The organism is Flavobacterium panici (assembly GCF_024499525.1).
Taxonomy (GTDB): Bacteria; Bacteroidota; Bacteroidia; order Flavobacteriales; family Flavobacteriaceae; genus Flavobacterium; species Flavobacterium panici.
On the sequence record NZ_CP100437.1, the window covers coordinates 798,546 to 813,897 of the forward strand.

At 32.4% G+C, this 15,352-nt stretch carries 16 protein-coding genes; 6 read left to right on the plus strand and 10 right to left on the minus strand.

The annotated features are described in order from the left end of the window. Positions 1-99: 99 nt before the first annotated feature. The 3 genes from NLJ00_RS03760 to NLJ00_RS03770 form a co-directional block, all read right to left on the minus strand. Positions 100-846, minus strand: a complete 747-nt coding sequence (locus tag NLJ00_RS03760; protein WP_053473331.1) for a succinate dehydrogenase/fumarate reductase iron-sulfur subunit — start codon at positions 844-846, stop codon at positions 100-102. A gap of 94 nt (positions 847-940) precedes the next feature. Then, positions 941-2,941 carry a fumarate reductase/succinate dehydrogenase flavoprotein subunit gene (locus NLJ00_RS03765; protein ID WP_256636285.1) on the minus strand — a complete coding sequence of 667 codons (2,001 nt, stop codon included), beginning with the start codon at positions 2,939-2,941 and terminating at the stop codon, positions 941-943. Between the two features lie 11 nt (positions 2,942-2,952). Next, entirely contained in the window at positions 2,953-3,618 is a 666-nt protein-coding gene (locus NLJ00_RS03770) for a succinate dehydrogenase cytochrome b subunit (protein WP_053473333.1), read from the minus strand. Positions 3,619-3,974: 356 nt separating this feature from the next. On the opposite strand from NLJ00_RS03770, the gene NLJ00_RS03775 reads away from it, so the two are divergent. Then, positions 3,975-5,336: a hydroxymethylglutaryl-CoA synthase family protein gene (locus tag NLJ00_RS03775; RefSeq protein ID WP_256636286.1), complete on the plus strand. Its 1,362-nt coding sequence runs from the start codon at positions 3,975-3,977 to the stop codon at positions 5,334-5,336. A gap of 391 nt (positions 5,337-5,727) precedes the next feature. Here the strand turns inward: NLJ00_RS03775 and NLJ00_RS03780 are convergent, their stop codons facing one another. Together NLJ00_RS03780 and NLJ00_RS03785 are read right to left on the minus strand one after the other, a co-directional pair. Beyond that, positions 5,728-6,165, minus strand: a complete 438-nt coding sequence (locus tag NLJ00_RS03780) for a GNAT family N-acetyltransferase (protein ID WP_256636287.1) — start codon at positions 6,163-6,165, stop codon at positions 5,728-5,730. A gap of 39 nt (positions 6,166-6,204) precedes the next feature. Next, positions 6,205-6,747, minus strand: a complete 543-nt coding sequence (locus NLJ00_RS03785) for a hypothetical protein (protein ID WP_256636288.1) — start codon at positions 6,745-6,747, stop codon at positions 6,205-6,207. Between the two features lie 200 nt (positions 6,748-6,947). Between NLJ00_RS03785 and NLJ00_RS03790 the strand changes: the two genes are divergently transcribed. Continuing rightward, a complete protein-coding gene (locus tag NLJ00_RS03790; protein ID WP_256636289.1) occupies positions 6,948-7,361 on the plus strand; it encodes a helix-turn-helix domain-containing protein in 414 nt (137 codons plus the stop codon). A gap of 113 nt (positions 7,362-7,474) precedes the next feature. Here NLJ00_RS03790 and NLJ00_RS03795 read toward each other — a convergent pair whose 3' ends face one another. Beyond that, the gene (locus NLJ00_RS03795; protein WP_256636290.1) at positions 7,475-8,740 is read right to left on the minus strand and encodes a putative phage abortive infection protein; all 1,266 of its coding nucleotides are present in this window, start codon (positions 8,738-8,740) and stop codon (positions 7,475-7,477) included. 655 nt (positions 8,741-9,395) lie between these two features. On the opposite strand from NLJ00_RS03795, the gene NLJ00_RS03800 reads away from it, so the two are divergent. Further along, on the plus strand, positions 9,396-10,688 hold the full coding sequence (locus tag NLJ00_RS03800) for an aminopeptidase P family protein (RefSeq protein ID WP_256636291.1): 1,293 nt from the start codon (positions 9,396-9,398) through the stop codon (positions 10,686-10,688). Between the two features lie 6 nt (positions 10,689-10,694). Next, the gene (locus NLJ00_RS03805) at positions 10,695-11,594 is read left to right on the plus strand and encodes an alpha/beta fold hydrolase (RefSeq protein WP_256636292.1); all 900 of its coding nucleotides are present in this window, start codon (positions 10,695-10,697) and stop codon (positions 11,592-11,594) included. 49 nt (positions 11,595-11,643) lie between these two features. Here the strand turns inward: NLJ00_RS03805 and NLJ00_RS03810 are convergent, their stop codons facing one another. Further along, positions 11,644-12,162 (minus strand): ferritin, encoded by a 519-nt coding sequence (locus NLJ00_RS03810; RefSeq protein WP_180855885.1) that lies wholly within the window; start codon positions 12,160-12,162, stop codon positions 11,644-11,646. A gap of 90 nt (positions 12,163-12,252) precedes the next feature. Then, the gene (locus NLJ00_RS03815; RefSeq protein ID WP_035653111.1) at positions 12,253-12,609 is read right to left on the minus strand and encodes a hypothetical protein; all 357 of its coding nucleotides are present in this window, start codon (positions 12,607-12,609) and stop codon (positions 12,253-12,255) included. Between the two features lie 341 nt (positions 12,610-12,950). Here NLJ00_RS03815 and NLJ00_RS03820 point away from each other — a divergent pair, with 341 nt between their 5' ends. Next, entirely contained in the window at positions 12,951-13,727 is a 777-nt protein-coding gene (locus NLJ00_RS03820) for an alpha/beta fold hydrolase (RefSeq protein ID WP_256636293.1), read from the plus strand. A 72-nt stretch (positions 13,728-13,799) separates the two neighbouring features. On the opposite strand, the gene NLJ00_RS03825 is transcribed toward NLJ00_RS03820, so the two are convergent. Both NLJ00_RS03825 and NLJ00_RS03830 read right to left on the minus strand, forming a co-directional pair. Beyond that, positions 13,800-14,174 carry a hypothetical protein gene (locus NLJ00_RS03825; protein ID WP_053473345.1) on the minus strand — a complete coding sequence of 125 codons (375 nt, stop codon included), beginning with the start codon at positions 14,172-14,174 and terminating at the stop codon, positions 13,800-13,802. A 22-nt stretch (positions 14,175-14,196) separates the two neighbouring features. Continuing rightward, the gene (locus tag NLJ00_RS03830) at positions 14,197-14,517 is read right to left on the minus strand and encodes a roadblock/LC7 domain-containing protein (RefSeq protein ID WP_053473346.1); all 321 of its coding nucleotides are present in this window, start codon (positions 14,515-14,517) and stop codon (positions 14,197-14,199) included. 281 nt (positions 14,518-14,798) lie between these two features. On the opposite strand from NLJ00_RS03830, the gene NLJ00_RS03835 reads away from it, so the two are divergent. Then, a complete protein-coding gene (locus NLJ00_RS03835; RefSeq protein WP_165590703.1) occupies positions 14,799-14,942 on the plus strand; it encodes a hypothetical protein in 144 nt (47 codons plus the stop codon). Positions 14,943-15,352: the final 410 nt, after the last annotated feature.

Below are 15,352 nucleotides of genomic sequence, written 5' to 3' on the forward strand. Positions count from 1 at the left end.
ATGATTTTGTTTTTGGTTATTATTTACGGAATAAATGTAGTACAAAAAAAACGCATTCAAATTAATGAATGCGTTTTTTAAATATACTAAATTGTTGTATTATCCTTTCAAGCTTGCTGCTAAATACTCACGGTTCATACGTGCGATATTTTCAAGCGAAATTCCTTTTGGACATTCGATTTCACAAGCTCCTGTATTTGTACAGTTACCAAAACCTTCTAAATCCATTTGGTGAACCATGTTTAATACACGGTCAACTGCCTCAACTTTACCTTGCGGCAATAATGCATATTGAGAAACTTTTGCAGAAACGAATAACATTGCCGATGAGTTTTTACAAGTTGCAACACAAGCTCCACAACCAATACAAGCTGCAGCATCAAAAGATTTATCTGCATCGTGTTTGTTAATTGGAATTGTATTTGCATCAATTGTATTTCCTGAAGTATTTACAGAGATAAATCCTCCTGCATGTTGAATTCTGTCAAAAGAACTTCTGTCAACAACTAAATCTTTAATTACCGGGAAAGCTTTTGCTCTAAATGGTTCGATAAAAATCGTATCACCATCTTTAAACATACGCATGTGTAACTGGCAAGTTGTAACACCTCTGTCTGGTCCGTGCGCTTCACCGTTGATGAATAAAGAACACATTCCACAGATTCCCTCACGACAATCGTGATCAAATGCTACAGGCTCTTCTCCTCTATTGATTAATTGTTCGTTAAGAACATCAAGCATTTCAAGGAAAGACATGTCTGGTTCGATTCCATCAATAGGATATTCTACAATCCCTCCTTTATCTTGGGCGTTTTTTTGACGCCATATTTTTAATGTAAGTTTCATACCTTTTTCGTTTGAAAGTCATAAAGTCGAAAGTCGAAAGTCGCTTGGCACATTTTGCCTTTTGACTTTAAGACTTTGGCTTTCGACCAAATTCTTATTTATAACTTCTTTGAACTAATTTAATGTTTTCGTAATTAAGAGGTTCTTTGTGTAATACTGCATCACTTGGTTTTCCTTTGTATTCCCAAGCTGCAACATATGCAAAGTTATCATCATCACGAAGTGCTTCTCCTTCTTCTGTTTGGTACTCCTCACGGAAGTGACCTCCACAAGATTCATTACGGTGTAAAGCATCTTTCGCGAACAATTCTCCTAATTCTAAGAAATCGGCAACACGAGTTGCTTTTTCTAATTCCTGATTAAATTCGTAAGCGCTTCCAGGAACTTTTACATCTTTATAAAACTCTTCACGTAAAGCAGCAATTTCTTCGATAGCCTCAGTTAAACCTTTAGCATTACGAGCCATACCTACTTTATTCCACATGATTTTTCCAAGTTTTTTGTGGAAATAATCAACAGAATGAGTTCCGTTATTATTGATAAATTTATTAATTTGATCAACAACCGCTTTCTCAGCTTCAACGAATTCTGGTAAGTCTGTAGAAATTTCTCCCATTTTAATATCCGGAGCTAAATAATCTCCAATAGTATATGGCAATACAAAATATCCATCAGCTAAACCTTGCATTAAAGCAGAAGCTCCAAGTCTGTTTGCTCCGTGATCAGAGAAGTTAGATTCTCCAATTGAGAAACATCCAGGAATTGTAGTCATTAAGTTATAATCAACCCAAGTTCCACCCATTGTGTAGTGAACCGCTGGGTAAATCATCATTGGTGTTGTATAAGGATCTTCGTCAACGATTTTGTAATACATCTGGAATAAGTTTCCGTATTTACTTTTCACGATTGCAGCTCCTAATTTAGTTACCAAAGCAGCATCTTTATCATCTAAACCTTTTACATAAGCATCCTCCGTTCCGTAACGTTTAATTGCTGCCGCGAAATCTAAATAAACTGCCTCGCCTGTTTTGTTAACTCCAAAACCAGCGTCACATCTTTCTTTAGCCGCACGAGACGCAACGTCACGAGGAACTAAGTTACCAAATGCAGGATATCTTCTTTCTAAGAAATAATCTCTTTCTTCTTCAGATAAATCTGTTGCTTTTTTCTTTCCTTCACGAATTGCCTGAGCATCTTCTAATTTTGCAGGAACCCAAATACGACCGTCATTACGTAAAGATTCAGACATCAAAGTCAGTTTTGACTGGTGATCTCCTGAAACCGGAATACATGTTGGGTGAATTTGTGTGTAACAAGGATTTGCGAAAAACGCTCCTTTTTTATGAATTTTCCAAGCTGCTGTTGCGTTACTTCCCATAGCATTTGTTGAAAGGAAAAATACGTTTCCGTATCCTCCAGAACCAATTACTACCGCGTGAGCAGAATGTCTTTCTATTTCTCCGGTGATTAAGTTACGAGCGATAATACCTCTCGCTTTTCCGTCAACGATTACAATGTCAAGCATTTCGTGACGATTGTACATTTTAATTTTTCCACGACCAATTTGACGGTTCATTGCAGAATAAGCTCCTAACAATAATTGTTGTCCTGTTTGCCCTTGTGCATAAAATGTACGAGAAACCAAAGTTCCTCCAAAAGAACGGTTATCAAGAAGTCCGCCATATTCACGAGCCAATGGCACCCCTTGAGCCACACACTGGTCAATAATATTTGCAGAAACTTCAGCCAAACGGTGAACGTTTGCTTCACGTGCACGGTAGTCACCACCTTTTACAGTATCGTAAAACAATCTGTAAACTGAGTCACCGTCACCTTTATAATTTTTTGCAGCATTAATACCTCCTTGTGCAGCAATAGAGTGCGCACGACGAGGTGAATCCTGAAAACAAAATGCTTTTACGTTATACCCTAACTCAGCCAAAGTAGCCGCAGCAGAACCTCCGGCTAAACCTGTACCAACTACTATAATATCTAAATTACGTTTGTTAGCAGGGTTTACTAAATTAATATGATCTTTATAATTTGTCCATTTGTCCGCTATAGGACCACTTGGAATTTTTGAATCTAATGCCATTATAATTGATATTAATTATTGAAATGATGAAATAATGCGATAATTACGAAAGCGGCTGGCACCACAACTGCAAACCATAAACCAACTTTGCTTAAAAATCGAGAATATTTGTTGTGCATTCCCATTGATTGTAGAGAAGATGCAAATCCGTGCCATAAGTGAAATCCTAACAGGATAAAAGACACACAGTACAATCCTGTACGTACCGGACTATGAAATTTATGAACTAACTCTCCGTAATACCTTGTAGCATCTGGAGCTGTTCCTGCTATATATTTATAGCCTAGTTCAGGAAACCAGAAATCATAAAAATGCAATCCTAAGAAAGCCAAAATAACCAATCCAGAAATAATCATATTTCTAGAACTCCAAGAAGCATTTGCAGCTCCGTTGTATTTCGCATATGCAATTGGTCTTGCTGCGCTGTTTTGAGCAGTAAGAATGAATCCCATTACGAAGTGCAAAATTACTCCGAATGCCAAAACTGGCTGCATTACATATTGTATCAACGGATTGTAACCCATAAAATGAGAGACTTCGTTGAAAACGCTTTCACTCAAAATAGAAATAAAATTTAAGGTAACATGCAGCGCTAAAAACGTGATTAAGAATATTCCCGAAAGGGCCATAGCCACTTTCTTTAAGATGGAAGCATTCAACTGTGCAGATTGTGCCATAAGTGTTTAAGTAGTTTGTTTTAAAAAATTAGACAAAAATAACTCAATTACCAAAGAACTACAACCATTTCGTTGTTATTTATAATCATTTTAAAATAGACTACGTATACGTATTTTTACGTATAAATTTATTTTTAATAATAAATAATTTAGTATAAAAAAGCATAAAAAACTGCTTTAGAGTGATTTCAGCCTAATTTCAATACTTATGAGTTTCCTAAAAATTATGATATTGATATTTTATTCAAAGTTTTGATTTGTTTTCTTCAAAAGTACCAGCTGTACATAATTTTATGTAAGCAAAAAATTGTCATTCCATAACATAGTTTTACCTTTAGCAGCTCAAAAAAATAAGAATGAAAACAGGAATTGATGCCATCTCTTTTGATGTTGCAAACATACACTTACCCATAAAAACTTTGGCAATTGCCAGAAATATTGAACCAGAAAAATTAGAAAAAGGTCTTGGATTACTTAAAATGACTTTTCCGGATGTTCATCAGGATGCGGTTGTTTTTGGAGCAAATGCTTTAACTAAACTTATTACTGATAATAAAATCAACCTAAACGAAATAAGCCGAATTTATGTCGGTACCGAAAGCGGAATCGACAGTTCAAAACCAATTGCTTCTTATTTAATTAATTTAATGGAGCAAAAATTTGGTGAAGATTCTTTGGCAGAATGCGATGTTGTAGATTTTACTTTTGCCTGTATTGGCGGAGTTGACGCTTTGCAAAACTGTCTTGATTTTGTAAAATTAAATCCGGCCAAAAAAGCAATTGTAGTTACGACCGATTTTGCAAAATACGATTTAAACTCTGGCGGGGAATATACGCAAGGTGCCGGAGCTGTGGCGATGTTGATTACGGCAAATCCAAAAATTATTGCTTTTGATGATAATTGGGCAACAAGCACAAAAGGCGTTTTTGATTTCTTTAAACCATACAGAACTATCTCTAAAGAAGAAATCACAAAAAACACCAACAATGATTCCTGGTTTGACAATTTAGAAGCCGAAATCGAAATCCACAAAGATCAGCCGGTTTTTGACGGTCAATATTCTAACCAATGTTATATGGATCGTACGCGAAATGCTTACTTTTCATTTAAAAAATTAAAAAATACAACCGAAACGTTATACAACACTTGGCATAGTATTGTGATGCATTTGCCATATTCTTTTCAAGGAAGAAGAATGTTATCTGAAATCTATGCTTTAGACAGCGCCGAAAAAATTATTGCCGATGATATTGCACCTGCAGATTATCAGACAAAAATTAAGGAAGTTGCAAAATCAGACGATTACAAAAGTTTTGTAACTGAGAAATTACAACCAGCAGAATTAGCTTCTTCCTTAATTGGAAACCTTTATACAGGTTCTATTTTCATGGGATTGTTATCGACTTTGGCTCATTTTTATGATACAAACAAAGACGTTTCGGGAACTAAATTCGGATTCCTGGCTTACGGAAGCGGATCAAAATCTAAAGTTTTTGAAGGAACAATTCAACCCGAATGGAAATCGGCTTTGGCAGATGTCAAGCTTTTTGAAAATTTAGCGGAAAGCGTAGAAATTGATTTCAATACTTATGAAAGTCTTCATAAAAAAGAACTAAAACAAAGCGTAAGAACTCCAAAAAATGAATGGGTTTTAGACCGAATTGAAAAAGAGATTCCAGTTTTGATTGGAGCGAGATATTATAAATGGGTAGATTAAATTCCAATTTTTGAAATCACAAATTCCAATAAAAAACCGAAGCTGATTGCTTCGGTTTTTTTGTTTTACACACAGTTTGTCATTCTGAGGAACGAAGAATCACACTCGGAATTCGACAAAGATTGGTGATTTGGCAAGCGGAGCTCCTTGCGTGTCCTTCGACTTCGCTCAGGATGACAAGCTTTGCGCCAAAAAAAACCTTTGTCAAAGTTTTAAACTTTGACAAAGGTCGTCACACATAAATTAAATTGCCTCCAGCTTTAGCTGGAGGTTAAGAAAGTTTAATATAAATGGCTTTAGCCTAAATACTCCTTTTTGGCTAAAGCCTTGTCTTTTTGTCCCAATATTACCCCCAGTTGAAACTGGGGGCTATTGAAATCTTTGAGAATAATTATTTATAAATCGTAAACTTATTATGACTTAATTCAAAACCAAGATTTTCATAAATCGCAACATTTTCTACTCGTTTTTTGTTTGTGGTAACTTCGATACTTTTTAAATAATTTTGATCTGCAAAATTTAAAATCTCATTTATTAATAATCTTCCAACGCCTTGACCACGATAATTTTGATGAATAAAAAACTCCTGTATTTCACCAACCAATCCGCAATGATTGAGAAGATTTTGGGTGTGAAAACTAACAAATCCTAAACCTTCATTTTCGTTTTCGGCAATTAGATAAAGATTTTTTGGGTTTGAGATATTTTCATTGAAAATTTCTTCGAAAATTTTAAAATTTAAAACTTCATTTTCGAGTTCGCAGATTGCTTGGTAGACGAAGTTTAGGTCTTGGTTTTGTATTTTTCTGATTTTAATTTTTGGTCTCATATTTTTTATAATCAACGACATTTATTACATCTTGATAAACTAATAAAAAGTAGTCTGTAATTGACTCACATATTCCTCTACAGTCAAATCAAAATCTTCGGACACTAGCACAAGTACTATATAGACATCATTAATAGTAACTGCAAAATCTGTATCTGATTCTGTCCATCTTCTATGATTGTCCGGATCTGATTTTATAATGGCAAAAACCTGTCCAATTATTTTTTTAAGGTTATCAGGATTTTGATATTCAGTTTTTATTTTCTGAATTTCAATCATTAACTTTAATAATGAAATAGTTGGGACATCTGGTAAAGTTTCTTTATCTAAGTCATTTTCACAAAATGAAATTTCAGGAGAAGAATCAATCATAATATATTCTTGTCCCCAGATAAACCCTCCTCCATCACTTCTAACTAATTCCTCTAATTTAATTACAATTTTATTTATCGAACTCAAATTAAAATCAGATAAATAACTTGAATTAATTATTGCAGAATCAGCCACTCCAATAATTACATCTCTTTGGGGTTTAATCCCTCTTCTTAAAGACAAAACAGCTATTCTTTTTGAATATGACATATTTCATTTATAATTTTCTTGCGCTTAATTAAATAATTTTCAACATTCAAGATTACACAATTCTAAATTTAAAATCAATAATTATCAGAAAAATTGTACTTTTGTAAAACAGTAAATAATTCAAAAATGTATCTCACAAATACAAACTTGTTTTCTACACAAACCAAAGAAGATAAAAAAATTTTGAATATCTTTGAACTATGAGCACAGCAAAACCAAAACATATTGGCCGAAACATAAGCCGAATTAGAGAACTGAGAGACATGAAGCAGGAAGCGCTTGCGCTGGCAATTGGCACAACTCAACAATCGATTTCTATTATTGAAGGAAGCGAAAGCGTTGACGACGAAAAATTAAAAACTATTGCTGATGCATTAGGAGTTTCAAGTGAAGCTATTAAAAATTTTTCTGAAGATGCTGTTTTTAATATTATTGGAAATACTATTGAAATAGAAAACAATACTGGTTCTTCCGTAATAAGTTATGGATGCTCTTTTAATCCGCTAGATAAACTTCTGGAAACTATTGAAAAGAATGAACAACTTTACGAAAGATTGATTCAAATCGAAAAAGATAAAGCAACTTATTTAGAAAAATTACTTAAAGAAAAATAATTACCAAAAAGATTTAACTCTAAGTAATGAAAAACCGAAGCTGGATTAGCTTCGGTTTTTTTTATCTTCTTATTAGGATTAAATATCCAGAATATTTATTTTAAACAAATTAATTATTTATAACATTTCACAATCTTGCTTTTTTGCTTTTGATTATCTAATTTGATTGACTCATAATTAACTAAAGGATAATAATCTTCTATTGAAATAACATCAATAACTTTCTCACTTGGAATGTTTTTTATTAAATTATATTTAGTAATTAACCTATTATTGATGTCGTTTGATTTTCTGTCAAATTCCCATTTTCTACCAATGGATGAAATACTATTCAAAAAAAGTAATATTTGCTCATAATTAGATAGATGAACTCTTAATAATTTTACATACGAATATTTCTCTTCATATTTAAGATATATTTGATCATTTATAAAATTAATGTTTTGAAAAATACCACGATAATAATGCCCTAACCGAAATTGATGCCCTCCATAATACTTAAAATAATTATCTTCATAATAAACATTTACTGTTTGATAATTAAAAAATAAATCATTTATAGGATCTAGAATAAATCTATTATTCCTCTTTTTATAAAATGAATCAATAATATGAGCCTTTATACCAAAATCTTTAATTTCATTAATTATATTCCATTCTTTCCAATAATCAGATTCTTTTTTGGGCTTTAATACTGCTACTGAAATTACATTCTCTAGAAATTGTTCTTTATATTTATTTTTACAAATTGTTTTTATTGTTATAATATCCTCTTTGCTTAACCCAAAAAAAACGATTAAATAAACTATATCAATTTGCGACAATTGCTTTAAACACTTAAAACTATCATTACCTGTCACTTCCTTCAAAAAAGATTCTAAATAAATGTCATTAACATTTGTATTTTCAAAAAGAAAATTTGTTTCTGACCATAAATCTTTGAACTGTCCATAAATAACTTTAAATACTTTTCTTTTAACAGCTGTAACCTTCTCTTCCTTTTTATTCTCACAATATGTAAACTCAAGTTCATTTACATTTTCTCTATGAAATTTTATCATTTCAAAAAAATTATTTTCTAATCTTTCTTTCGTGAAATTTTCCCTTTGCTCTTTTAGTGTCAAATAAAGAAAAAAGATTCCTGCCAAAGAAAAGATAGTACCAACAATACCTCCAATAAAATCTCCAAAAGCACCAAAATTAGTTAAATTTAAAACCTGGCCATCTTTTGGCAAAGAATGTGATTTAGCAACTAACTGAATATAATAAAATGTCAACCCTATTCCAATTATTGTACATGAGATTGCGCCAAAACGCATAAGATTTTTTTGTGTTCCCCTGCTTTCTAAAGGAGTATAATTATCATAGTTATCTTCCATATTTTTTTGATTTTATTATTTAAGCATTAATAAAAAAGCACCCAAAGAGCCTATCTTTAATTTTGTTCACAATATACAAAATCCCAAATCGGACCGACTAATCTTTCTTACAAAACTATAACTTTCTCGTAAAAATCCGCGTGAGGGATAGAGGCGGTATCCTTTTATGCAGCGGAGCGGAATAAAAGATATAGCCGAAAGCCCGACCCGGAGGGGCACGCCCAAATTAAGGTTATGATATTTTCTCAATATTGTCATTTCGACGGAGGAGAAATCGCACTCGGGAATCTACAAAGAGAATCGTCAATCTTTGTCGAGTTTCTAGTGCGATTTCTTGTTCCTCGAAATGACAAGACTTTTTGTTTCTCAATCTTTGTCGAGTTCCTTACGAAGATCTCTCCTTCGTCGAGATGACAAGATTGTGTAAAACTTTGCGCTAATACTTCGACTTCGCTCAGGAAGACAAAAAAGTCATAAATTTTGCGTCTTTGCGACTTTGCGAGATTATTTCATTACAGTTTGAAGAAAAAACTTTGTGCCTTAGCGCCTTCGTGGCAAACCCAAAAACAAATAAGAAAACTTTAATAAATCAATTATACGCCACTTATTCAAAAATCACTAATTTTGAAATTCGAAGTTCAAAAACTAAGTTATTATGAAATATCATCAAATAAACAGCGCTCTTTTTGTAAAAAACCGCAAAAAATTCACGGCAGAAATGAAACCTAATTCTGTTGCCGTTTTCAACTCAAATGACATTTACCCAATTAGTGCCGACAGTACTTTGCCGTTTGCACAGCACAGAGATATTTTTTATCTAAGCGGTGTAGATCAGGAAGAAAGTGTTTTGCTTTTGTTTCCGGATGCGCCTTATGAAAACCAAAGAGAAATTCTTTTTTTAAGAGAAACTAATGATCATATCGCAGTTTGGGAAGGTGAAAAATTGACTAAAGAACGCGCGTTTCAGGTTTCGGGAATTAGAACGGTTTATTGGTTACAGGATTTTCATAAAGTTTTGAACGAAATGATGACGTATGCCGATACGATGTACATCAATACAAATGAACATTATCGCGCAACTGTTGAAGTAGAAACTCGCGAAGCTCGTTTTGTAAAATGGTGGAAAGATCGTTACCCAGCGCATAATGTTGCGAAAAGTAACCCAATTTTACAAAGAATTCGTTCTGTAAAAGAAAGCGAAGAAATTGATTTGATTCAGCAAGCTTGTGATATTACGGAGAAAGGTTTCCGCAGATTGCTTTCGTTTGTAAAACCAAATGTTACAGAATATGAAATCGAAGCTGAACTAGCTCATGAATTTATCCGTAACCGTTCTAAAGGTTTTGCTTACACGCCAATTATTGCTTCTGGAAACAATGCCAATGTTTTACATTATATTGAAAACAATCAGCAATGTAAAGCGGGAGATTTAATTTTATTAGACGTTGCAGCAGAATATGCGAATTATTCCAGCGATATGACCAGAACGATTCCAGTTTCGGGACGTTTTTCTGATCGTCAAAAAGCGGTTTACAATGCTGTTTTAAGAGTTAAAAATGAAGCTACAAAAATGCTGACTCCGGGAACACTTTGGAAACAATATCATGTTGAAGTGGGTAAAATTATGACTTCAGAATTAATTGGTTTAGGTTTAATTTCTAAAGCCGATGTTCAGAACGAAAACCCAGAATGGCCGGCTTACAAAAAATATTTCATGCACGGAACTTCTCATCATTTAGGTCTTGATACGCACGATTACGGTTTGCTTCACGAACCAATGAAAGCAAATATGGTTTTTACGGTTGAACCTGGAATTTATATTCCGGATGAGAAATTCGGAATTCGCTTGGAAGATAATGTTGTGGTTCAGGAAAAAGGAGAACCTTTTAACTTAATGCGCAATATTCCTGTTGAAGTGGATGAAATCGAAACGTTGATGAATTCTTAGTTCACGATGAAAAAGATTTTTCTAGTTGGATTTTTATTGTTTTTGGGAAACATTTTTGCCCAGACAGAAGGCTATGCAGTTAATACTGACGGAAGTAAAACTTATTACAAAACTTTTGGAAAAGGTGAACCGCTTTTAATTATAAACGGCGGCCCGGGAATGAACAGCAATGGTTTTGAAGATATGGCGAAAACGCTGGGCGAAAATCAGCAAACGATTATTTACGATCAAAGAGGAACCGGAAAATCGAAACTTTCAAAATTAGATACTAAGACCATTTCAATGAAAATAATGGCCGATGATATCGAATCGTTACGAAAACATCTTAAAATTAAAAAATGGAATATTCTGGGGCATTCTTTTGGCGGAATGTTAGGTTCGTATTATGCGACGGTTTATCCTAATAGTATTGACAAATTGATTTTATCATCATCTGGCGGCGTTGATTTGACTTTATTAAAAAGTCCAAATTTAATTGAAGCGGGTTTAAGCAAAGTTGAAAAAGATTCTCTGGATTACTGGAATGATAAAATTGAAAAAGGCGACACGTCTCACAAAGCAAGACTTGGACGCGGAAGAGCAATGGCTCCGGCTTATGTTTACGATCGTAAATTTATCCCGATAATTGCCGAAAGGTTAACACAGGGAAATTCGACAATAAATGGTTTGCTATGGTCTGATATGCAGAAAATGAATTTTGACTGCAAAGACAAGCTAAAAACCTTCCAAAATCCGGTTTTAATTATTCAGGGAAAAGAAGATATTATCAGTAATGAAATTGGAGAATTGGCACATCAAACTTTTCCAAATTCTAAACTAATTTTATTAGAACATTCTAAACATTACGGATGGCTTGATGCGAGAGAAAAATACTTCTCGGATATTAATTCATTTTTAAAATCATAAAAAAAAGCCCTTAATGTTATTAAGGGCTTTTTTGTTTTATAAACGTTTATTATCCGATTTTTGAAATCTGAAGATCTAATTGAAATTTACCGTCAGCTTCGTTTCCGTTGATCAGTTCGAAAAGTTCTAAAGCTCTTCTTGCGTTTTTCTCTTCTTCTCTTTGCTCAGCCACATACCACATCATAAAATCTTCTGTAGCATAATCATTTTCGGCTCTACATTTTGCAATTACTCTATTGATTGCCTGAGTAACTGCAATTTCGTTTTGCAAAGCAATTTCAAACACTTCTCTAAAAGAAGCAAATTCTTGCTGCACTTCTGGAACAGATGGCGTAACTGCAATCCCTCCCATGTCTGTAATGAATTTAAAAATTTTTAGAAAATGTTCTCTCTCTTCTTCAGCTTGCTTATACAAATACGATGCTGTATGTGCATAACCGTTTCTATCCAGCCATGCAGCCATAGCTAAATATTTATTAGAAGCGTCGCTTTCAATTTTTGCCTGTAAGTTCAATATATTTTCTATTCCTTCAACTAATGAAGTACTGGTTCTTAGTAAATCTTTCATAACCTTTAATTTTTTATATATGTAAAATTACAAAAATTAAAGAAGACAGCTCTAAACGCCTGAAAATTTGGATTTAATCTAAGTAAGAATCTAAATAAGCTCGACGTTGACCGTATTACAAAGCAAAGAGTGTAAGTTGAGGGTAAATTTTGTTCCGTTTAATAAATCTCTTAACTGCACTATTTCACAGATAGTAAGATTTCTGGAAAAATTTCTTTTGGTAGTTTCAATCAGCTGCGCGTCTGACTGATCAGATAAGTCATAAAGCATATTAAGAATGTCAACGCTATTAACCTTTCTTTGAAAAATCAAAAAATCATGAATTTTATAACTTGAAACAGTATCAACAAAATTGATGATTATACTATTCGTCAAATCACATTGATAACTGTATCCTTTTTCGGTTTCAAATAATACTTTGGTGGTCAAATCACTAACTAATGCCATTCTGATAAAATATAATAACGGTGCAAAAATATAGAATTAAAAGTAATTAAACACATAATTAAGACTAATTTAAAATAACAAAATCACTTAATGTTCTTAAAAACAGCTTAAGTACACTCAAAGACCGTAGTATTCTACAGTATCATTTATTTAATTTTAAAAATAAAAAATTTAGAAATTATGCAGGTAAATGAAATAGGTCATCAAATTTTTAGAGAAGAAATATCGCTCTGTTATAAATAAATCTATAATTATTCTAAAGATTTCCCAATTAAATCAAGACATCACAATATTTTACTTCAGCTTTCTTAACTTTGCTTATCACAACAAAAAATATCGTTTTGAAAAACATTTTATATAAAAACACCAAAATATCTTTTACTGACTCTGGAGAAGGAAGCGCAATTGTACTGCTTCATGGCTTTTTGGAAAACAAAAAAATGTGGGCAGAATATGTTGAATTGTTTTCAGAAAAATATCGTGTCATTACAATCGATTTATTAGGTCACGGAGAATCTGATTCTTTAGGTTACGTTCATGAAATGGAAAACAATGCAAGTGTTGTTTACGAAGTTTTAGAATCTTTAAAAATTGAAAAAGCAACTATTTTAGGTCATTCTATGGGCGGCTATGTTGCTTTGGCTTTCGCCGAATTATTCCCGGAAAACATTAAAAAATTAGTTTTACTAAATTCGACTTCTAAAGAAGATAGTGCCGAAAAAAAATTAAACAGAACGCGCGCCATTAAAGCAGTAAAACAAAATTATGTAAACTTTGTAAGCTTGGCGATTGCGAATTTATTCAGCGAAAGTAACAGAACCCGCTTAGCAGACGAAATTGAAAAAGTAAAGGAACAAGCTTTAAAAACTCCTTTGCAGGGAATTGTGGCTTCGCTTGAAGGCATGAAAATACGAAAAGACCGCGAATGGCTTTTACACGAAAACAGATTTCCGGTTTTATTGATTTTAGGTAAAAAAGATCCTGTTTTAAACTACGAGGAAAGTCTTGCTCAAATTGAAGACACAACTGTAGAATTGGTTTCTTTTGAAGATGGACACATGAGTCACATCGAAAATAAAGAAGAACTAAAACCAATCTTGTTAGATTTCTTCAACTAAATAATTGAGATATTAAAAGCAAAAAAGGCCATTCGAAATTTCGAAATGGCCTTTTTTTATTAGAAGCAAAACTTATAGTTTTGAAATGATGTCTTTTTTGAATTTCCCCAAAGTCGCTCTTGTTAATCCAAGATTCGCTTTTTTTGCATCAACAGCTAAGTAAATAAAATACTGTCCGTCTTCAGAAACGTCTATAATATGTATTTGATCTGTTAGTGTAATTAAAATATCGTTTATTTTTTGATCTAATCCTAGAGCTTTAATGGCGTTTAATTTTGCTTTTACAACTTCTAGATTATAAGCAGAGGCTAATTCCGGATCGAAATCTGGATTTATAGAAAGTGAGCAATAAGACATTCCTGTCTCAACCTCAGTTACTGAAACTGCAATAAATCCGCTAACATTCTCTCTTAAATCATTTTGAAAATTCTGTAAAAAATCTGACATGTTTTATATATATTGGTTTAAATTAATTATTGAAAACGGTATCCATTTTTCTAAGCAGCAGGCCCATTTTACTGATATCTTTAGACAGCAAGGCAACACAATTATCATCCTGATCTTTATTTGCAACCACGATCCCGTCATTGTTTTTAATCATGACTTGTTTTAAGTCACCATTGTTAACATCTTCAGACATTTCTAAACACATTTTTAAAATCATTCCAATCATTGCGGCAACATTTCCGTCATATTCAAGGTTAACAGATTCTAATAAAATTCCGTCTATATTAAAGGTAATTCCAGACTCTGCGCCTGTTTCTTCAACCAATGTATTTAAATCAATCATAATGTTAAAATGTTTAAGAATGTCAAAGTTATTTTTAATAAATAAAATTGTTTGATGAACACTTGTTAAAAAAAACAGAACACCCAACTATCTGACTCACTTTTATTTATAGTATAACTTAACTCTATCTTTAAAAGAAAATCTTCAAAAATATTTAACAGAAAAAAGAGATTTACTCAAAATTGAAACATTTTAGTTCAAAAAATTCAAAACATAGGTTTGATAAGTACAGATAATCAGTTTAATAGAAGTTTTTCTTAAATTTGCTAAAAATTATTCCAATGAAAACAGTTGACGAATTACGCTTTGATTTAAATGTAAAACTGATGAAGTTTAGAAGATTTCGCTTTGAAAACGGACCAGTAAATACTCCAAATTCAAAAGAATCTGAAAAGAAAGGTTTCTTCAAAAAAATATTTAGTTAAAAACTACTTACAAAAAGCCGCAATTATTATTAAATAATAATTGCGGCTTTTTCCTTTATGCTGTGAAGCTTACATTTGTTTGCAAAAAACAATCCTTTTTGATCAGGATTACATTTTCAAAATTGTCCTAAACAAGACTTATTCTTTTCTTTTTAATTTTTGGATTCTTAAATTTAATCTTTAAACTTCAAACAATTTACTTGAGAAATCCTTTTAAAAAGTAAATTTAAAATGATCTAAAAACTCATTTTAAATTTGAGATAAAGGTTTTTTATTCTGAAATCTTATTTTCGCTTTTGATTTCAAATTATCCCAACAAACCGGCAAATGTTAAAAACAGGGTAATTTTGTTTAGCGATGGATAATTTGAAATTTTCTGAATGATCAAGTAATTGAGAATAAATTAATTT

What these genes read in the sequence shown, in the direction of transcription:
- NLJ00_RS03795 (WP_256636290.1), bottom strand. Translation starts at nt 8,740, where the DNA reads ATGGAAGATAACTATGATAATTATACTCCTTTAGAAAGCAGGGGAACA.
- NLJ00_RS03825 (WP_053473345.1), bottom strand. Translation starts at nt 14,174, where the DNA reads ATGTCAGATTTTTTACAGAATTTTCAAAATGATTTAAGAGAGAATGTT.
- NLJ00_RS03835 (WP_165590703.1), top strand. Translation starts at nt 14,799, where the DNA reads ATGAAAACAGTTGACGAATTACGCTTTGATTTAAATGTAAAACTGATG.
- NLJ00_RS03805 (WP_256636292.1), top strand. Translation starts at nt 10,695, where the DNA reads ATGAAAAAGATTTTTCTAGTTGGATTTTTATTGTTTTTGGGAAACATT.
- NLJ00_RS03830 (WP_053473346.1), bottom strand. Translation starts at nt 14,517, where the DNA reads ATGATTGATTTAAATACATTGGTTGAAGAAACAGGCGCAGAGTCTGGA.
- NLJ00_RS03790 (WP_256636289.1), top strand. Translation starts at nt 6,948, where the DNA reads ATGAGCACAGCAAAACCAAAACATATTGGCCGAAACATAAGCCGAATT.
- NLJ00_RS03765 (WP_256636285.1), bottom strand. Translation starts at nt 2,941, where the DNA reads ATGGCATTAGATTCAAAAATTCCAAGTGGTCCTATAGCGGACAAATGG.
- NLJ00_RS03815 (WP_035653111.1), bottom strand. Translation starts at nt 12,609, where the DNA reads ATGGCATTAGTTAGTGATTTGACCACCAAAGTATTATTTGAAACCGAA.
- NLJ00_RS03760 (WP_053473331.1), bottom strand. Translation starts at nt 846, where the DNA reads ATGAAACTTACATTAAAAATATGGCGTCAAAAAAACGCCCAAGATAAA.
- NLJ00_RS03770 (WP_053473333.1), bottom strand. Translation starts at nt 3,618, where the DNA reads ATGGCACAATCTGCACAGTTGAATGCTTCCATCTTAAAGAAAGTGGCT.
- NLJ00_RS03775 (WP_256636286.1), top strand. Translation starts at nt 3,975, where the DNA reads ATGAAAACAGGAATTGATGCCATCTCTTTTGATGTTGCAAACATACAC.
- NLJ00_RS03785 (WP_256636288.1), bottom strand. Translation starts at nt 6,747, where the DNA reads ATGTCATATTCAAAAAGAATAGCTGTTTTGTCTTTAAGAAGAGGGATT.
- NLJ00_RS03810 (WP_180855885.1), bottom strand. Translation starts at nt 12,162, where the DNA reads ATGAAAGATTTACTAAGAACCAGTACTTCATTAGTTGAAGGAATAGAA.
- NLJ00_RS03780 (WP_256636287.1), bottom strand. Translation starts at nt 6,165, where the DNA reads ATGAGACCAAAAATTAAAATCAGAAAAATACAAAACCAAGACCTAAAC.
- NLJ00_RS03800 (WP_256636291.1), top strand. Translation starts at nt 9,396, where the DNA reads ATGAAATATCATCAAATAAACAGCGCTCTTTTTGTAAAAAACCGCAAA.